The sequence below is a fragment of the Aquipseudomonas guryensis genome (genome assembly GCF_014164785.1).
GTDB classification, from domain to species: Bacteria; Pseudomonadota; Gammaproteobacteria; order Pseudomonadales; family Pseudomonadaceae; genus Aquipseudomonas; species Aquipseudomonas guryensis.
In genome coordinates, this window is the sequence record NZ_JACJFN010000004.1 from 340525 (window position 1) to 358664 (window position 18140).

The window sequence follows — 18140 nt, forward strand, 5'->3', positions numbered from 1 at the left end:
GGTCTCCCGTCCGTTTACGGCCAAATGGCCGCCGTAGAGCTGAAATCATGAAGACAACCATCGAATTGCCTCTCCTGCCCCTGCGCGATGTTGTGGTCTACCCACACATGGTCATCCCGCTGTTCGTCGGGCGCGAGAAATCCATTGAGGCCCTGGAGGCCGCAATGACCGGCGACAAGCAGATTCTCCTGCTGGCGCAACGTAATCCTGCCGACGACGATCCGGGCGAAGATGCCCTGTATCGCGTGGGTACCGTGGCCACAGTGCTGCAGTTGCTGAAACTGCCGGACGGTACGGTCAAGGTGCTGGTCGAAGGCGAGCAGCGCGGCAGCATCGAGCGCTTCATTGAGGTGGATGGCCATTGCCGCGCCGAAGTGCAGTTGATCGACGAGATGGAAGTCGCCGAGCGTGAGTCGGAAGTCTTCTCGCGCAGCCTGCTCAGCCAGTTCGAACAGTATGTGCAATTGGGCAAGAAGGTCCCGGCGGAGGTGTTGTCTTCGCTGAACAGCATCGATGAGCCGGGTCGCCTGGTCGACACCATGGCCGCGCACATGGTGCTGAAGATCGAGCAGAAGCAGGAAATTCTCGAAATTACCGAGCTGCCGGCCCGTGTCGAGCATGTGCTGGCGCTGCTGGATGCGGAAATCGACCTGTTGCAGGTGGAAAAACGCATCCGTGGGCGGGTCAAGAAGCAGATGGAGCGCAGTCAGCGCGAGTACTACCTGAATGAGCAGATGAAGGCCATTCAGAAGGAGCTGGGCGACATCGACGAAGGCCACAATGAAATCGATGAGCTGAAAAAGCGCATCGACAACGCCGGTCTGACCAAGGAAGCCCTGACCAAGGCCAATGCCGAGCTGAACAAGCTCAAGCAGATGTCACCGATGTCGGCCGAGGCCACGGTGGTGCGCTCCTACATCGACTGGCTGGTGAACGTGCCGTGGAAGGCCGAGAGCAAGGTCCGTCTGGATCTGGCCAAGGCCGAAGACATCCTGGATGCCGATCACTATGGCCTGGATGAGGTCAAGGATCGCATCCTCGAATATCTCGCCGTACAGAAGCGGGTGAAGAAGCTCAAGGGGCCGGTGCTGTGCCTGGTCGGCCCGCCTGGTGTGGGCAAGACCTCGCTGGCCGAGTCCATCGCCCGCGCGACCAACCGCAAGTTCGTACGCATGGCCCTCGGCGGTGTGCGCGACGAAGCCGAGATCCGTGGTCACCGGCGCACCTACATCGGCTCCATGCCGGGTCGCTTGATCCAGAAAATGACCAAGGTTGCCGTGCGCAACCCGCTGTTCCTGCTCGACGAAATCGACAAGATGGGGCAGGACATGCGTGGCGATCCAGCCTCGGCGCTGCTGGAAGTGCTCGACCCGGAGCAGAACCACAACTTCAATGACCATTATCTGGAGGTCGATTACGATCTGTCGGATGTGATGTTCATCTGCACTGCCAACTCCATGAATATCCCCGGCCCGCTGCTGGATCGCATGGAGGTGATTCGTCTACCCGGTTACACCGAGGACGAGAAGATCAATATCGCGGTCAAGTACCTGGCACCCAAGCAGATCGAGGCCAATGGCCTGAAGAAAGGCGAGATCGAGTTCGAAGAGGCCGCTATTCGCGACATCATTCGTTACTACACCCGCGAGGCGGGCGTACGCAGCCTGGAGCGCCAGATCGCCAAGGTGTGCCGCAAGGCGGTGAAGGAGCATTCCAAGGAAAAACGTTTCAAGGTATTGGTGACCGACGAGTTGCTCGAGCATTTCCTCGGCGTGCGTCGTTATCGCTATGGTCTGGCCGAGCAGCAGGATCAGATCGGTCAGGTCACAGGTCTGGCCTGGACCCAGGTGGGTGGCGAGTTGCTGACCATCGAGACCGCTGTGGTGCCCGGCAAGGGCCAGCTGATCAAGACTGGCTCGCTGGGTGACGTGATGGCCGAGTCGATGACTGCCGCGCTCACCGTGGTGCGTAGCCGGGCCAAGAGCCTGGGGATTGCGCCGGACTTCCACGAGAAGCGTGACGTGCACATCCACATGCCGGAAGGCGCTACGCCGAAGGATGGCCCGAGTGCCGGTATCGGTTTGTGCACGGCATTGGTGTCGGCCCTGACGCAGATCCCGGTACGTGCCGATGTGGCCATGACCGGCGAGATCACCTTGCGTGGTCAGGTGCTGGCGATTGGCGGCTTGAAGGAGAAATTGCTGGCCGCCCATCGTGGTGGAATCAAGACGGTGATCATTCCTGAGGAAAATGTGCGCGATCTGAAGGAAATTCCCGAAAATATTAAGCAAGACCTGACCATTAAGCCGGTTAAATGGATTGACGAGGTCCTGCAAATTGCGCTGCAATACGCCCCGGAGCCCTTGCCTGATGCGGCTCCCGAGATGGTTGCAAAGGATGACAAGCGCGAGTCTGATTCCAAGGAGCGAATCAGCACGCATTAGCCGTAGGGCTTCCTTGACACTTTTTTCGAGCCCTTGCTATAAAGCGGCTCTTACGTGTCAGCCAGGCCCTTCAGCACCCGCTTTGCTTACACCAAACAATTAAGAAACAACTCAACAGAGATAAGGGGACTTAGAGTGAACAAGTCGGAACTGATCGATGCCATCGCCGCATCTGCTGATATCCCGAAAGCTGTTGCTGGCCGCGCGCTGGACGCAGTGATCGAATCCGTCACTGGCGCCCTGAAGGCTGGTGATTCCGTGGTGCTGGTTGGCTTCGGTACTTTCGCTGTCAAAGAGCGTGCTGCTCGCACTGGCCGCAACCCGCAGACCGGCAAGCCGATCAGCATTGCTGCTGCCAAGATCCCTGGCTTCAAAGCTGGTAAAGCCCTGAAAGACGCCGTCAACTAAGCGTCTCTCTGGCCTTGCCCTTCCAGGTCGGGCTGGTCCCGACCTGGTCGGAGTGGTGGTTCAGTCGAGCCAGAGCCACTCCACCAGTTACCGAGAAGGCGCATCCTTGGATGCGCCTTTCTTTTATCCGGATTTTACCCACGCTGCATGGCTGCTTGTTCAGCGCAGCCGTTTCGGGGGATGCATGCTGCAGAACATCAGGGACAATTCACAGGGGTGGATTGCCAAGACCATCGTCGGCGTTATCGTCGCACTGATGGCTTTCACCGGATTTGACGCCATCGTCAGCTCTACCAGCAACAGCAAGAATGCCGCCGATGTAAACGGCGAGAAAATTACCCAGGACACGCTCAATCGTGCCGTGGATATGCAGCGTCGCCAGTATGCTCAACAGTTCGGTAAGGACTTTGACGTCTCGATGCTGGACGATAAGCTGCTGCGCGAATCGGCGCTGAATGCCCTGATCGAGCGCAACCTGCTGCTGCAGGGCGCCAAAGATTCCGGCATGGCCTTTTCCCAGAAGGCACTTGATCAACTGATCGTCGGCATGCCGCTGTTCCAGCAAGACGGTAAGTACAATCAGGATCGCTTCCTGCAGGTCATTCGCCAGGAAGGTTTTACACCCATGCAGTTCCGCGAGCGTCTGGAGCAGGATGTGCTGGTCAGCCAGCTGCAAGCCGGCCTGGTCGGCAGCAGTTTCCTCACCGACGCCGAGCTTAGCGCTTTCGTCCGTCTGGACAAGCAGACGCGTGATTTCGCCACGTTGACCCTGAAGGCGGATACCGCGGCTGTGCAGCTTCAGGATGAAGAGCTCAAGAAGTTCTACGAAGAGCATGCCGATCAGTTCATGAGCCCTGAGCAGGTGGTTCTGGACTACGTCGAATTGAAGAAAGATGCCTTCTTCGACCGTGTCGAGATCAAGGACGACGAACTTCAGGAGCTGTACCAGAAGGAAATCGCCGGTTTGGCCGAGCAGCGCCAGGCCGCGCATATCCTGCTGGAGGTCAACGACCAGCTCAGCGACGAGCAGGCCAAGGCCAAGCTCGAAGATGTGAAGAAGCGCCTGCAGCAGGGTGAGGACTTTGCCGCTCTGGCCAAGGAGCTGTCGCAGGATCCGGGTTCAGCCGCTAATGGCGGTGATCTGGGTTATGCCGGCCCGGGCGTCTACGATCCGGCCTTCGAGGAGGCGCTGTACAGCCTTAAAGAGGGAGAGGTGTCTGCTCCGGTACGTAGCCAGTTCGGTTGGCACCTGGTCAAGCTATTGAGCGTGCAGGCCGCTGATGTGCCGAGCTTTGACAGCCTGAAAGACAAGCTGATTGCTGACAACAAGGCACCGCGTGTCGAACAGCTGTTCGTCGAAGCGGCCAAGGCCCTGGAAGATGCAGCCTATGAGGCGTCTGATCTGACCCAGCCAGCCCAGGAGCAGGGGCTTACCGTGCAAACCACGGCGGCCTTTGGTCGCGAGGGTGGCAGCGAAGGTCTGGCGGCCAACCGTCAGGTGATCCAGGCTGCTTTCAGCGAGGATCTTCTGGAAGGTGGCGCCAACAGCGGTGCCATCGAGTTGGATCCGGCCACCGTGGTGGTCATCCGGGTCAAGGAGCACAAGAAGTCCGAACTGCTGCCCTTCGATCAGGTGCAGAACAGCATTCGTGAAACCCTGACCTTGCAGCGCGCCAATGAGGCGGTCAAGGCCAAGGGCGAGGCACTGCTGGTCAGCCTGCGTGAAGGCAAGACGCCGGTCGAGCAGGCTGAGGCCGGGCAGAGCTGGAAGGTCGTCGAGGCGGCTACCCGCAGTCAGGAGGGTATCGAGCCCGTGCTGCTGCAGGCGCTGTTCCGCATGCCGAAACCAGCTGAAGATGGTACGCCGACTTTCGCAGGTGTCAGCCTGGGCAATGGTGACTATGTGCTGCTGCGCCTGAACGGCGTCGGCCAGCCGCAAGCCGAGCTGAGCGAAGAAGAGAAGAGCATGTACCGTCGCTTCCTGGCTTCGCGCCTGGGGCAGCAGGACTTCAATGCCTTCCGTGAGGAACTGAAAGAACAGGCTGATATCGAGCGTTATTGATCGAGGTGCCGCCCTGCGGGGTGGCCATCCAGCCACAAAAAAGGCCGCTGATCAGCGGCCTTTTTTGTGGGCGAAGATTGAGTCGGGCTCAGTCTTCGATGTTGCCCATGGCGGTGGTGTTGAAGCCGCCGTCGACGTACATGATCTCACCGCTGATGCCCGAGGCCAGGTCGGAGCAGAGGAAGGCGCCGGCGTTGCCGACTTCCTCGATGGTGACGTTGCGACGCAGCGGGGTTTGCTTCTCGTTGGCGGCGAGCATCTTGCGGAAGCTCTTGATGCCCGAGGCGGCGAGGGTACGGATCGGCCCGGCGGAGATCGCGTTGACGCGAGTACCTTCCGGGCCGAGGCTGCCGGCCAAGTAGCGTACGCCGGCTTCCAGGCTGGCCTTGGCCATGCCCATCACGTTGTAGTTGGGCATGGTGCGTTCGGCGCCCAGGTAGGACAGGGTCAACAGGCTGCCGTTACGCCCTTTCATCAGCTCGCGACCGGCCTTGGCCAGGGCGACGAAGCTGTAAGCGCTGATGTCGTGGGCGATGCGGAAGCCTTCGCGGGTGGTGACGTCGGTGAAGTCGCCATCCAGCTGGTCGCCCGGGGCGAAACCGACCGAGTGGACGATGCAGTCCAGGCTGTCCCATTTCTGGCTGAGGGCGGCAAAGGCGCTGGCGATCTCTTCATCGCTGGCGACGTCGCAGGGGAAGCACAGCTCGGCGCTGGAACCCCAGCCGGCGGCGAATTCCTCGACGCGGCCTTTCAGCTTTTCGTTCTGATAAGTGAAGGCGAGTTCGGCGCCTTCGCGGTGCATGGCCGCGGCGATGCCCGAGGCAATCGACAGCTTGCTGGCCACGCCAACAATCAGTACGCGCTTACCGGTGAGAAAACCCATGTGCGTTGTTCCTCTTCTGGTTAGTCAGGAGTTGCGGGAGCCAGGAAGGCGGCCTCCAGCAACTGCCGGGTATAAGTGTGCTGCGGTGCGGCGAAGATCGCGTCAGCCTGGCCCTGTTCAACCACCTTGCCCTGTTTGACCACCATCAGCTGGTGGCTCAGGGCCCTGACCACCGCCAGATCATGGCTGATGAACAGGTAGGTCAGGTTGTACTTCGCCTGCAACGAACGCAGTAGCTCCACCACTTGACGCTGAACTGTGCGGTCGAGCGCCGACGTGGGCTCGTCCAACAGAATCAGCGCCGGTTTCAGCACCAGTGCCCGGGCAATGGCAATCCGCTGCCGTTGCCCGCCGGAAAACTCATGGGGGTAGCGATGCCGGGTTTCCGGATCCAGACCTACTTCCACAAGCGCATCGATGACTGCCTGTTCCTGCTCCGCCTGCGTACCCATGCGATGGATGCGCAGGCCTTCGCCAACGATCTGCCCGACTGACATGCGCGGGCTGAGGCTGCCGAAGGGGTCCTGAAAGACCACCTGCATCTGCCGTCGCCATGGCCTCACGGCCTGCTGCGACAACCCGTTCAGTGCCTGGCCCTGGAAGCGGATGGCACCCTGGCTGCCGAGCAGGCGCAGGATTGCCAGGCCGAGGGTGGACTTGCCGGAACCACTTTCGCCGACGATGCCCAGAGTCTGGCCCTGGGGCAGGCTGAAGTTGATGCCGTCCACCGCCTTCACATGGTCGACCGTACGGCGCAGAAACCCTTTCTTGATCGGGAACCACACCCGTAGGTCGTCCACTTCCAACAGCGGCGGGCCGGCGGGGTTCGCCGCCGGTTCGCCGCTGGGCTCGGCACCGAGCAATTCCTGGGTATAGGGATGCTGCGGTGCATGGAACAATTCTTCACACGACGCCTGTTCGACGATGCGACCGCGCTGCATGACACATACGCGATGGGCGATTCTTCGTACCAGGTTGAGATCGTGGCTGATCAGCAGCAAGGCCATGCCCAGGCGTGCTTGCAGTTCCTTGAGCAATTCGAGGATTTTCAGCTGTACGGTGACGTCCAGCGCGGTGGTCGGTTCGTCGGCGATCAGCAACTCCGGCTCGTTGGCCAGCGCCATGGCAATCACCACGCGCTGGCGCTGGCCGCCGGACAACTCATGGGGATAGGCGCGCAGGCGTTTGTGCGGCTCGGGGATGCCGACCAGCTCCAGCAACTCCAGGGTGCGTGCGGTGGCGGCCTTACCGGTGAGGCCCTTGTGCAGGCCTAGCACTTCGTTTATCTGCTTGCCGATGGTGTGCAGCGGGTTGAGCGAGGTCATCGGTTCTTGGAACACCATGGCGATGCGGTTGCCACGGATACCGCGCAGCTTGGCCTCGTAGAGCTTGAGCAGGTCCTGCCCCTGGAACAGGATGCTGCCGGCCGGGTGTTGGGCCAGCGGATAGGGTAGCAGGCGCAGGATCGAGTGCGCCGTGACCGATTTTCCCGAACCGCTTTCGCCGACCAGGGCCAGGGTTTCGCCCTTGCGAATATCGAAGCTGACGCCTTCGACCACACGCTGTCTCAGGTCGCCGGTGACGAACTCGACAGCAAGGTCGCGCACTTCGATCAGGTTGTTCGATTCGCTCATCTTATTTCCTCGGATCGAAGGCATCGCGAGCCGCTTCGCCGATGAACACCAGCAGGCTCAGCATCAACCCCAGTACGACGAAGGCGCTGATGCCCAGCCAGGGCGCCTGCAGGTTGGATTTGCCCTGGGCCACCAGTTCGCCCAGCGAGGGCTCCCCGGCGGGCAGGCCGAAGCCGAGGAAGTCCAGCGAGGTCAGGGTGCCGATCGCGGTGGTGATGATGAAGGGCATGAAGGTCAGGGTCGAAACCATGGCGTTGGGCAGGATGTGGCGGAACATGATGGCGCCGTTCTGCATGCCCAGGGCACGGGCGGCGCGCACGTATTCCAGGTTGCGCCCGCGGAGGAACTCGGCGCGCACCAGGTCGACCAGGGTCATCCAGGAGAACAGCAGCATGATCCCCAACAGCCACCAGAAGCTCGGCTGCACGAAACTGGAGAGGATGATTAGCATGAACAGCATCGGCAGGCCCGACCAGATTTCCAGGAAGCGCTGGCCGACCAGGTCGATCCAGCCGCCATAGAAGCCCTGCAGGGCGCCGGCGATCACCCCGATGATCGAACTGAGTACGGTCAGTACCAGGGCGAACAGGATCGAGATGCGGAAGCCGTAGATGATCCGCGCCAGCACGTCGCGGCCCTGGTCATCGGTGCCTAGCCAGTTCTGCGCCGAGGGCGGGGCGGGCGAGGGCACCTGCAGGTCGTAGTTGATGCTGCTGTAGTCGAAGGGGATCACCGGCCAGAGCATCCAGCCGTCCTTGGCGGCGATCAGCTCGCGGATGTAGGGGCTCTTGTAGTTGGCCTGCAGCGGGAATTCGCCGCCAAAGGTGGTTTCCGCATAGCGTTTGAACACCGGGAAGTACCACTCGCCGTCGTAACGCACCGCCAGTGGCTTGTCGTTGGCGATCAGTTCGGCGCCAAGGCTGAGGGTGAATAGCGCGAGAAACAGCCACAGCGACCACCAGCCGCGCTTGTTGGCCTTGAAGCGGGCAAAGCGCCGCTGATTGAGAGGGGAGAGTTTCATCATCAATTCTCCCGGCTATCGAAGTCGATGCGCGGGTCGACCAGGGTGTAGGACACGTCGCTGAGCAGCTTGGCCAGCAGACCGAACAGGGAAAAGATGAACAAGGTGCCGAACACCACCGGATAGTCGCGATTGACGATCGATTCGAAGCCGAGCAGGCCCAGACCGTCGAGGGAGAACACCACCTCGATGAGCATCGAGCCGGTGAAGAAGATGCCGAGGAAGGCGCTGGGGAAGCCGGCGATGATGATCAGCATGGCGTTACGGAACACATGGCCGTAGAGCACCTGATGGTTGGTCAGGCCCTTGGCGCGAGCGGTAATCACGTACTGCTTGCTGATCTCGTCGAGGAAGCTGTTCTTGGTCAGCAGGGTCAGAGTGGCGAAGTTGCCGATCACCAGCGCGGTCACCGGCAGTACCAGGTGCCAGAAATAGTCGAGGATCTGCCCACCGAGGCTCAGTTCGTCGAAGTTGTTCGAGGTCAGTCCGCGTAGCGGGAACCAGTCCCAGTAACTGCCACCGGCGAATAGCACGATCATCAGGATGGCGAAGAGAAAGGCCGGAATGGCGTAGCCAATGATGATCGCCGAGCTGGTCCAGACATCGAAGGCACTGCCGTGGCGGGTGGCCTTGGCGATGCCTAGGGGGATGGAGATCAGGTAGGTGATCAGGGTGCTCCATAGGCCCAGGGAAATCGACACTGGCATCTTTTCGATGATCAGGTCGATGACCGAGGTGTCGCGCGCGAAGCTCATGCCGAAATCTAGCTGGGCGTAGTTTTTCAGCATGATCCAGAAGCGTTCCGGCGCCGACTTGTCGAAGCCGTACATGCGCTCGATCTCGGCGATCAGGTCCGGGTCCAGGCCCTGGGCGCCACGGTAGGTCGAGCCGGCCACCGCCACTTCGCCGCCGCCGCCGGAAATGCGCCCGGTGGCGCCACCGGAGGCGGCATCGAAGCCTTCCAGCTTGGCGATCATCTGTTCGACCGGGCCGCCTGGCGCGGCCTGGATGATGATGAAGTTGATCAGCAGGATGCCCAGCAGGGTGGGGATGATCAGCAGCAGGCGGCGCAGGATATAGGCGAGCATCAGTTGGCTTCCTGCGCAGGTTCGGCTGGCGCGGCGACGGGCGCGCTGCTCTGCGCTTCTTCCCACCAGGTCATCAGGCCGTAGTCATACAGTGGGGTGACTGCCGGGCGGCCGAAGCGCTTCCAGTAGGCCACGCGCCAGGTGTCGACGTAGTAGTTGGGCACCACGTAGTGGCCCCAGAGCAGGGCGCGATCGAGGGCGCGGGCGTGGGTGATCAGTGCCTTGCGCGAGTCGGCGCGAATCAGGCCCTCCACCAGCTTGTCGATGGCCGGGTCACGCAGGCCCATGTAGTTGCGGCTACCGGGGTTGTCGGCGCTGCTGGAGTGCCAGTACTCGCGCTGTTCATTGCCCGGCGAGTTGGACTGCGACCAGATGGCCGAGGTCATGTCGAAGTCGCGCGAGTTGAGGCGGTTGATGTATTGGGATACGTCGACCCGGCGGATCTGCAGATCTATACCCAGTTCGGCCAGGTTACGTTTGAACGGCAGGATCACCCGTTCCAGGTTGGCCTGGAAGTTGAGGAATTCGAAGCTCAGCTGCTTGCCATTGACATCGACCATCTTGTCGTTGTCGATGCGGTAGCCCGCTTCGGTCAGCAGCTGGTAGGCGCGCCGGCTCTGCTCGCGAATGATACCGCTGCCATCGCTGACCGGTGGCTTGAATTCCTGGGTAAAGACTGCCGGTGGCAGCTGGGCGCGCAGGGGTTCGAGCAGCTTCAGCTCCTCGGCGTCCGGCAGACCGCTGGCCGCCATTTCCGAGTTCTCGAAATAGCTGTGGGTGCGTTTGTAGGCCCCGTAGAACAGTTGCTTGTTGGCCCATTCGAAGTCGAACAAAAGGGCGATTGCCTCGCGCACGCGGGCATCCTGGAACAGCGGGCGGCGCAGGTTGAACACATAACCCTGCATGCCTACCGGGTTGTGGTTAGTGATGGATTGCTGGACGAACTTGCCGGCGCTCAGGGCCGGGGAGTCGTAGCCGGTGGCCCAGTCCTTGGCCGAGTACTCGAGGTTGACGTCGAAGCTGCCTTTCTTGAAGGCCTCGAGGGCGACTGCGCTGTCGCGGTAGTACTCGATCTGGATGGTGTCGAAGTTGTACTGACCGCGCGCCACGGGCAGGTCCTTGGCCCACCAGTCCTTGATCCGTTCGAAGCGCAGGGCACTGCCCGGTTCGACCTTGGTGATCTGGTAGGGGCCGCTGCCCAGCGGTGGCTCTAGGCTGCTCTTGGCGAAGTCGCGATCAGCCCACCAGTGCTTGGGCAGGATCTGCAGCTGGCCGAGGATCAGTGGCAGCTCACGGTTATCCGGGTGCTTGAAGTCGAAGCGCACGCGCAGTTTGTCTTCGACCACCACCTGCGCCACATCGGCGTAGTAGTGGCGGTACTGCGGTGTGCCTTTCTCGATCAGTGTGTTGAAGGTAAAGGCCACGTCTTCGGCGGTAACCGGGGTGCCGTCATGGAAGCGGGCCTTGGGGCTGAGGATAAAGCGCACGAAGCTGTTGTCGGGCGCCTTGTCGATCTTCTCGGCGAGCAGGCCGTACTCGGTAAAGGGTTCGTCCGGTGAGTGGTAGGTCAGGCTGTCGTAGATCAGGCCGATCTGCGCCGGCGCATTGCCCTTGGTGATGAACGGGTTGAAGCTGTCGAAGCCGCTCAGACCCGGCAGGCGCAGGATGCCGCCCTTGGGCGCATCCGGGTTCACATAGTCGAAGTGCTGGAAGTTGGCCGGGTATTTGGGCGCCTCGCCATACAGGGTCAGGGCGTGTTGCGGAGCGGCCTGGGCCAGGCCGGCTATCAGCAGCAGGCCGGCGCCCAGGGCGCGCAGGGGGTTAGTCATCGAGCGGTCTCCGTGGGCTTCAGCCACCAGGCCCGCAGCCCCAGGGTGTAGGGCGGGGTGGTGACGAAGGCGAACCGGTTACGGTACGCCAGGCGGTGATGATTGATGTACCAGTTGGGAATGCTGTAGTGCTGCCAGAGCAGCACGCGGTCGATGGCGCGGCTGGCGGCCACCTGTTCGTCGCGGGTCTGCGCTTCCAGGAGTTTTTCCAGCAGTGCATCGACTACCGGATGGGTGACGCCCGCGTAGTTCTTGCTGCCTTTGACCGCGGCCTGGCTGGAGTGGAAGTACTGCACTTGCTCCAGGCCCGGACTCAGGCTCTGTGGCAGGGTCATGAGAATCATGTCGTAGTCGAAGTGATCCAGGCGCTGCTTGTACTGGGCACGGTCGACGGTACGCAGGTTGACCTGGATGCCGATGCTAGCGAGGTTCTCGGTATAAGGTTGGAGAATGCGCTCGAGGTTCGGATTGACCAGTAGGATTTCGAAACGCAGCGGCTCGCCCTTGCTGTTGATCAGCTTGTGTCCGGAAGGTTTCCAGCCGGCTTCGCCCAGCAGGCTCATGGCCTTGCGCAGGGTGTCCCGCGGAATGCCGCGGCCGTCGGTTTCCGGCAGGCTGAACGGCTCCTTGAACAAGGATGCCGGCAGTTGCTTGCGGTAGGGCGACAGTAGCAGCCATTCGCGGCCTTCCGGCTTGCCGCTGGCGGCGAACTCGCTGTTCGGGTAGTAGCTGCTGGTGCGCTTGTAGGCGCTGTTGAACAGCGCGCGGTTGGTCCATTCGAAGTCGAACATCAGGCCCATGGCTTCGCGCACCTTGCGCTCGGCGAAGATGGCGCGGCGGCTATTCATGAACAGCGCCTGGGTCTGGGTCGGGATCTGGTGCGGAATTTCGGCGCGGATCACCTCGCCTCGGGCGATGGCGGGGAAGCGATAGCCAGTGGCCCAGTTTTTCGCCTGGTGCTCGATGTAGAAGTCGAACTCGCCGGCCTTGAAGGCTTCGAAGGCGACACTGCTGTCGCGGTAGAACTCCACCTCGACACGGTCGAAGTTGTACTTGCCCCGGTTGACCGGCAGCTTTTCGCCCCACCAGTCCTTGACCCGCTCGAACACCAGGCTGCGTCCCGGGCTGATCGCGCTGACCTTGTACGGCCCACTGCCCAGCGGCACGTCAAAACTGGTGGCCTTGAAGTCGCGTTTCTTCCAGTAGTGCTGTGGCAGTACCGGCAATTCGCCAAGCCGCAGGATCAGCAGCGGGTTGCCGGCGCGCTTGAAGACAAAGCGAATGCGGTGGCGGTTGAGGATGTCGACCCGCTGCACTTCCTGCAGGTTGGTGCGGTACTGCGGGTGACCATCCTTGACCAACAGGCGATAGGAAAAGGCCACGTCATAGGCGGTAATCGGCTTGCCATCGTGGAAGCGTGCTTCTTCGCGCAGGTTGAACACCACCCAGCTGCGATCCTCGCTGTACTCCACGCTCTTGGCGATCAACCCGTAGCTGGTGGCGGATTCGTCGCCCGAGGGGTCGTACTGGCCGGTGCCGGCCATCAGCGGTTCGTTCAGCTCGCTGACCCCGTACTGCATGAAGTTGGGCGCGGCGGACGGACTACTACCCTTGAAACTGTAGGGGTTGAGCGTGTCGAAGGTGCCATAGGCCATGACCCGCAGCGTGCCGCCTTTGGGTGCGTCGGGATTCACCCAGTCGAAGTGGGTGAAGCTGGCGGGGTATTTGAGGGTGCCGAACTGGGCGTAGCCGTGGCTTTCGCTAAGGGTCGCGAAGGCGGGAAAGCTCAGGGCCAGACCAATAATCAGCAGGAGCAGGGGACGCATTGGGCGCAAGATCCAGTCCATGGCGGCGTTTGGGCTTCTCGGGCGGTACAGTAACAGCTTGTATCCGCAGGAAAAAGAGTGCCTTTTTCAGAGCATGTGCCATCAATTTGATTACACTGAAACAAATTGAAATAGAGGTTGGCATCTTGGTGGAACGCAGTGTGGGTGTACAGGCATGGATAGATCGTCTGAATCAGGCCGAATTACCCGCTTTAGCCGCGGTGGTGCAGGATTTGCACCGGCTTTCCCAGGTCGACAAGGCCTCGGTGCAGCAACTGGCCGATGTACTGTTGCGTGATGCCTCGTTGACCGCCAAGGTGCTGCGGGTCGGTAACAGCGTTTATTACAACCCCTCCCAGGAAGGCATCCGCACCATTTCCCGAGCCATCGTGCTGATCGGCTTCGACAATGTGCGCCTGATTGGCATGTCGGTCAGCCTGATCGACAGCCTGCTGACCAAGGTGCCGCGCGAGCAGCTGCAGATGCTGCTGGCGCGCTCATTCCATGCTGCCGTACAGGCGCGCAATATCGCCGGCTACGTGCTGACCAAGAACCAGGAAGAAGTCTTTATCGCCGCGCTGCTGCACACAGTGGGTGAGCTGGCATTCTGGGCCTGTGGTGGCGATCAGGCTGACGAGCTGGCCGATGCCCTGGAACAGCCCAATGTGGATGTCGACGAGGCGGTGCGCCAGGTGCTTGGCACCAGCTTCCGCCAACTGACCCAGGGCCTGGTAAAAAGCTGGAACCTGGGCGAGCTGGCAACCTTCGCCCACGGCAGCGGCAACCAGCATGATCCTGCGGTGCGGGCGATCAGCCTGGGCGTGAAGATCAGTGAGGCGGCTCTGAACGGCTGGGACTCGCCGGAGATGGAAAAACTGGTGCAGCAGTTGGCGGACTTCACTGGGGTCAGCCCGGAAGATGCCCTGAAACAGGTGCTGGAGAGCGCCGAAGAGACCGTCGAAGTGGCTGCCACCTTCGGCGCCAGTCAGCTGTGCCGGCTGATTCCCAATACCGACCCCGAACAGATCAAGTTGCAACAGCAGGAACGCAAGGCGCGCCTGTTGCAGCCGGACCTGCTGGCGCTGCAGCAGGCGCTGCAGGATCTGGGCATGATGATCAACCAAAAGGGTGATGTCGGCCTGATTCTCGATACTCTGCTCAGGGGCCTGCATCAGGGTGCCGGCCTGGAGCGGGTGATGCTGGCCGTGCTGGCTGACGGGCAGACCCGTTTCCGCGCCAAGCGGGCAGTGGGCGAGGGCACCGAGCAGTGGCTGACGGACTTCCAGTTGCCGGCGGCGCAAATCGAACAGCCGCATATCTTCAGCTACGCCCTGCGTAACCGCGAGGCCTTGTGGATGGGAGTGCCGGCCAGTTACAACCTGGCTGAGCTGGTGACCCTGCCGATGCGCCAGCTACTCGGCCAGGGCATGTTCTTTATCGCCCCGATCATGGCTGGAACCCGTGAAATCGGGGTGCTGTATGCCGATAGCCGAGTATCCGGGCGGGCGCTCAAGCATGAGCAGTTCGTGGCTTTCCAGCGCTTTACCCAGCTGACCGGGCGTTGCCTGGAGGCGCTGACCAAGCGCTGATTGGTCGCTGTCGTACCCGGATTGCATCCGGGCTACGGCTCTCAGTTGAGATACAGGGTCAGGGTCTGTCCCGGTTTCAGCGAGTTGCTGTTGCTGCGCGGGTTCCAGCGCTGCAGGTGCTTCAGGTCGACCTTGAAGCGCTGAGCGATGAGGTACAGCGAATCGCCTGACTTGACCCGGTAATAGGTGACGTTCTGGCGGCTGGCGGGCTTGGCGGCGGCCGCCGAGTTGCCGGTGCCACCGCTTGCCCCGCTACCCCCATGGATCACCAGGGTCTGGCCCAGGCTCAGCTTGCTGCGCGCGTTGAGCTTGTTCCAGCGTTGCAGGTCTTTCAGCGAGACATTGTTGCTGTTGGCGATCTGCCACAGGGTATCGCCGCTCTTCACCTTGTAGCTGCGCGGTCCGGCGCTCGGCGTAGCCTTGGCAACCTGTTGGTGCAGTGGCTGGCTCGGCTCGCGATCACCGGCGGCGGGAATGCTGAGGATCTGGCCAACTCGCAGGCTGTTGCTCTTGAGCTTATTGACGTCCTTCAGGGTATTGACCGTCAGGTGGTAGCGGTTGGCAATGCTGTGCAGGTTGTCGCCGTTGCGCACGCGGTATTCCTGCCAGCTCACCACCTGCTGCGGTTTCATCAGGGCCAGGTTGGCGTTGAGCAGCTCGGCTTTCCCTGTAGGCACCAGCAGGTGCTGCGGGCCGTCCATGGTGATGCCTTTCTTGAAAGCCGGATTGAGGCTTTGCAGCTCGTCCTCTTCCATGTCGACCAGGGCTGCCACTCGTGCCAGGTCGAGCCCCGACTTGCTCGCCACCTGCTCGAAATAGGGCTCGTTGGCAATTGGATCCAGGCGCACGCCGTAGGCTTCAGGCGACATGACGATCTGCGACAGGGCCAGCAGCTTGGGCACGTAGGCCTGGGTTTCCTTGGGCAGCGGCAGGTTCCAGTAGTCGGTTGGCAGGCCGAGTTTCTGGTTGCGCTCGATGGCCCGGCTGACGGTGCCTTCGCCGGCGTTGTAGGCCGCCAGGGCGAGCAGCCAGTCGCCGTTGAACATGTCGTGCAGGCGGCTCAGGTAGGTCATGGCAGCGTTGGTCGATGCGACGATGTCGCGGCGGCCGTCGTACCAGTTGGTCTGGCGCAGGTTGAAGTGGCGGCCGGTAGAGGGAATGAACTGCCAGATACCCACGGCATGGCTACGCGAGTAGGCGAACGGGTTGTAGGCGCTCTCGATGACCGGCAGCAGGGCCAGCTCCATCGGCATGTCGCGCTCTTCCAGGCGTTCGACCACGTAATGGATGTAGCGGCTGCCACGTTCGCTGGCGTTTTCCAGGAAGGAGGGGTTGCTGGCGAACCACAGACGTTGCTGCTCGATACGCGGATTGACGCCGATTTCGCCCTGCAGCTTGAAGCCTTCGCGCATGCGTTCCCAGATGTCGCGCGGCTCTTCGGGTTCGGCTTCCTGGCTCAGCCACTCCGGTTCCTGCTGCAGGCTGACGGCGCGATCGGTATCGCGGTCGTTCTCCGGGCTGGACGGCGCCATGTTCTGGCAACCGGCGACAAACAGGCAGGCCAACACCGCCAGAGCCCTTGCTCTCTGTGCCAATGCAGCTGAATCAAGGGATCTGAAAGGTAATAAAAACATTGGTCGCTAGTGTCTGCCGGCGCTAAAAAGTTGGGGGATTCTAGGAACGCCCCCTGGGGTGGTCAAGTTTTCACCAGTCCTCTGGTCACTTTTTAACCAGCTCGAAAGCTGTCTTTCCACCTGCGCAGGCTGGCAAATACCTCGTCCGGCGAGCGCTGCTGGGGGCCTTCCCGCTCGTCTATTTTTTCTTTAATGGATGTTTCAGCGCAGCGCAGGAAGGGGTTGATGGCTTTCTCCAGGGCGATGGTCGAGGGCAGGCTGATGCGTCCTGCGGCACGCCAGGCGCTGACTTCGGCAAAGTGCGCGGCGATGGCCGCATTGTGCGGCTCCACGGCGCGGGCGAAGTGCAGATTGCTCAGGGTGTATTCGTGGGTGCAGTAAACCAGCGTGGCATCCGGCAGGCTGGCCAGCAGGCTCAGAGAGGCATGCATCTGCGCCGGGCTGCCTTCGAACAGGCGACCGCATCCGGCAGAGAACAGCGTGTCGCCGCAGAACAGCCAGGGTTGCGCGGGATCGGCATGGTAGTAGGCGATATGGCCGAGGGTGTGGCCGGGCACCTCATGGATGACGAACTCGCGGTCGAGCACGCTGATGCGATCACCTTCAGCCAAGGCCACGTCGCGCTGCGGGATCTGCTCCTGCGCCGGGCCGTACACGCGGGCGCCAGTGGCGGCCTTGAGCTGGACAATGCCGCCGATATGGTCCGGGTGGTGATGGGTGATCAGGATGTCGCTGAGCTGCCAGCCCGCATGGGCAGCGAGCCAGGCCAATACCGGCGCGGCGTCACCCGGATCGACCACGGCGCAGCGGCGCTGGGCATGGTCTTGCAGGAGCCACAGGTAGTTGTCGCTGAAGGCGGGCAGGGCGTCGATTTGAAACATTTTTCGGGGTCGCCAAGTGAGGGGCATTGGCGCATCTTAAGCGGCAAAGCCCTGCTTGTGTCACTGGAGGTTCCCGATGAACGAGCAACCCTTCGCCCAGGCCGATGCCGATTGGCTAGACCTCACCCAGGCGGCCCGCGAGTGGCTGGCTTCGCCGCTTGGCGAGCTGTTGCTGGAAGAAGAGCGCCGCGCCCTGGATGAAGAACTGGCGCGGTATTTTGGTGGTTACCTGGTGCATTACGGCCCGGCGGCGTCCCAGCCACCGAGAGCGCCGCAGATCCGTTGCAATGTTCGCCTTGGTGCGCCGTTGGTTGGCGTGGACATCGCCTGCGAAGAGCAGGCCTGGCCGCTCGGTGAGCATGCTGCCGATGTGGTGGTGCTGCAGCATGGTCTGGATTTCTGCTTGTCGCCCCATGGCCTGCTGCGCGAGGCGGCGCACAGCGTGCGCCCGGGTGGCCACCTGCTGATCGTCGGGATCAACCCCTGGAGTGCCTGGGGCCTGCGCCATTACTTCGCCCGTGATGGTTTTCGCCAGGCCCGCTGCATCTCGCCGGCGCGCATGAGTGACTGGCTCAGCCTGCTCGGCTTCGCGCTGGAGAAACGCCGCTTCGGGTGCTATCGTCCGCCGCTTGCTTCAGCGGCCTGGCAATCGCGCCTGGCCCGGCTGGAGACCTGGGGTGGTGCCTGGCAGATGCCGGGTGCCGGCTTCTATCTGTTGGTGGCGCGCAAGCTGGTGGTCGGCTTGCGGCCGCTGCGACCTGTGCAACGGGCCGCCATGGGCAAGTTGCTGCCAATGCCGGTGGCCAAAGTCAGCCGCCGCGATTCCGAGCAGTAGATAAGT

Annotated in this window: 13 protein-coding genes; 5 read left to right on the forward strand and 8 right to left on the reverse strand. The window is 61.8% G+C overall.

Annotated elements, in window-relative coordinates; translation table 11 throughout:
• Nucleotides 1-47 precede the first annotated feature (47 nt).
• From lon to H3H45_RS16735, 3 genes are all read left to right on the forward strand, one after another.
• Nucleotides 48-2444 carry an endopeptidase La gene (gene lon, locus H3H45_RS16725; protein ID WP_182834828.1) on the forward strand — a complete coding sequence of 799 codons (2397 nt, stop codon included), beginning with the start codon at nt 48-50 and terminating at the stop codon, nt 2442-2444.
• 135 nt (nt 2445-2579) lie between these two features.
• Nucleotides 2580-2852, forward strand: coding sequence for a nucleoid-associated protein HU-beta (hupB, locus tag H3H45_RS16730; RefSeq protein WP_003239952.1), 273 nt, complete (start codon nt 2580-2582; stop codon nt 2850-2852).
• 184 nt (nt 2853-3036) lie between these two features.
• Entirely contained in the window at nt 3037-4914 is a 1878-nt protein-coding gene (locus tag H3H45_RS16735) for a SurA N-terminal domain-containing protein (protein WP_182834829.1), read from the forward strand.
• An 88-nt stretch (nt 4915-5002) separates the two neighbouring features.
• On the opposite strand, the gene fabI is transcribed toward H3H45_RS16735, so the two are convergent.
• Genes fabI through H3H45_RS16765 form a run of 6 tightly spaced genes read right to left on the reverse strand, consistent with a single transcriptional unit; the run spans nt 5003 to nt 13195 of the window.
• Nucleotides 5003-5797 carry an enoyl-ACP reductase FabI gene (fabI, locus tag H3H45_RS16740; RefSeq protein WP_182834830.1) on the reverse strand — a complete coding sequence of 265 codons (795 nt, stop codon included), beginning with the start codon at nt 5795-5797 and terminating at the stop codon, nt 5003-5005.
• A 20-nt stretch (nt 5798-5817) separates the two neighbouring features.
• Nucleotides 5818-7431: an ABC transporter ATP-binding protein gene (locus tag H3H45_RS16745; RefSeq protein ID WP_182834831.1), complete on the reverse strand. Its 1614-nt coding sequence runs from the start codon at nt 7429-7431 to the stop codon at nt 5818-5820.
• 1 nt (nt 7432) lies between these two features.
• On the reverse strand, nt 7433-8452 hold the full coding sequence (locus tag H3H45_RS16750; protein WP_182834832.1) for an ABC transporter permease: 1020 nt from the start codon (nt 8450-8452) through the stop codon (nt 7433-7435).
• 2 nt (nt 8453-8454) lie between these two features.
• The gene (locus H3H45_RS16755) at nt 8455-9540 is read right to left on the reverse strand and encodes a microcin C ABC transporter permease YejB (RefSeq protein ID WP_182834833.1); all 1086 of its coding nucleotides are present in this window, start codon (nt 9538-9540) and stop codon (nt 8455-8457) included.
• Complete coding sequence (locus H3H45_RS16760; protein WP_182834834.1) at nt 9540-11369, reverse strand: extracellular solute-binding protein; 1830 nt, start codon at nt 11367-11369, stop codon at nt 9540-9542. The genes H3H45_RS16755 and H3H45_RS16760 overlap by 1 nt, the downstream gene beginning before the upstream one ends.
• Nucleotides 11366-13195 carry an extracellular solute-binding protein gene (locus tag H3H45_RS16765; protein ID WP_182834835.1) on the reverse strand — a complete coding sequence of 610 codons (1830 nt, stop codon included), beginning with the start codon at nt 13193-13195 and terminating at the stop codon, nt 11366-11368. Before H3H45_RS16765 ends, H3H45_RS16760 begins: the two co-directional genes overlap by 4 nt.
• A gap of 146 nt (nt 13196-13341) precedes the next feature.
• Here H3H45_RS16765 and H3H45_RS16770 point away from each other — a divergent pair, with 146 nt between their 5' ends.
• Nucleotides 13342-14784, forward strand: coding sequence for an HDOD domain-containing protein (locus H3H45_RS16770; protein ID WP_182834836.1), 1443 nt, complete (start codon nt 13342-13344; stop codon nt 14782-14784).
• Nucleotides 14785-14825: 41 nt separating this feature from the next.
• On the opposite strand, the gene H3H45_RS16775 is transcribed toward H3H45_RS16770, so the two are convergent.
• Entirely contained in the window at nt 14826-16418 is a 1593-nt protein-coding gene (locus tag H3H45_RS16775; protein ID WP_182834837.1) for a lytic transglycosylase, read from the reverse strand.
• A 92-nt stretch (nt 16419-16510) separates the two neighbouring features.
• Nucleotides 16511-17299, reverse strand: a complete 789-nt coding sequence (gene gloB, locus H3H45_RS16780) for a hydroxyacylglutathione hydrolase (RefSeq protein ID WP_182834838.1) — start codon at nt 17297-17299, stop codon at nt 16511-16513.
• A 76-nt stretch (nt 17300-17375) separates the two neighbouring features.
• Between gloB and H3H45_RS16785 the strand changes: the two genes are divergently transcribed.
• On the forward strand, nt 17376-18134 hold the full coding sequence (locus tag H3H45_RS16785) for a class I SAM-dependent methyltransferase (RefSeq protein ID WP_182834839.1): 759 nt from the start codon (nt 17376-17378) through the stop codon (nt 18132-18134).
• Nucleotides 18135-18140: the final 6 nt, after the last annotated feature.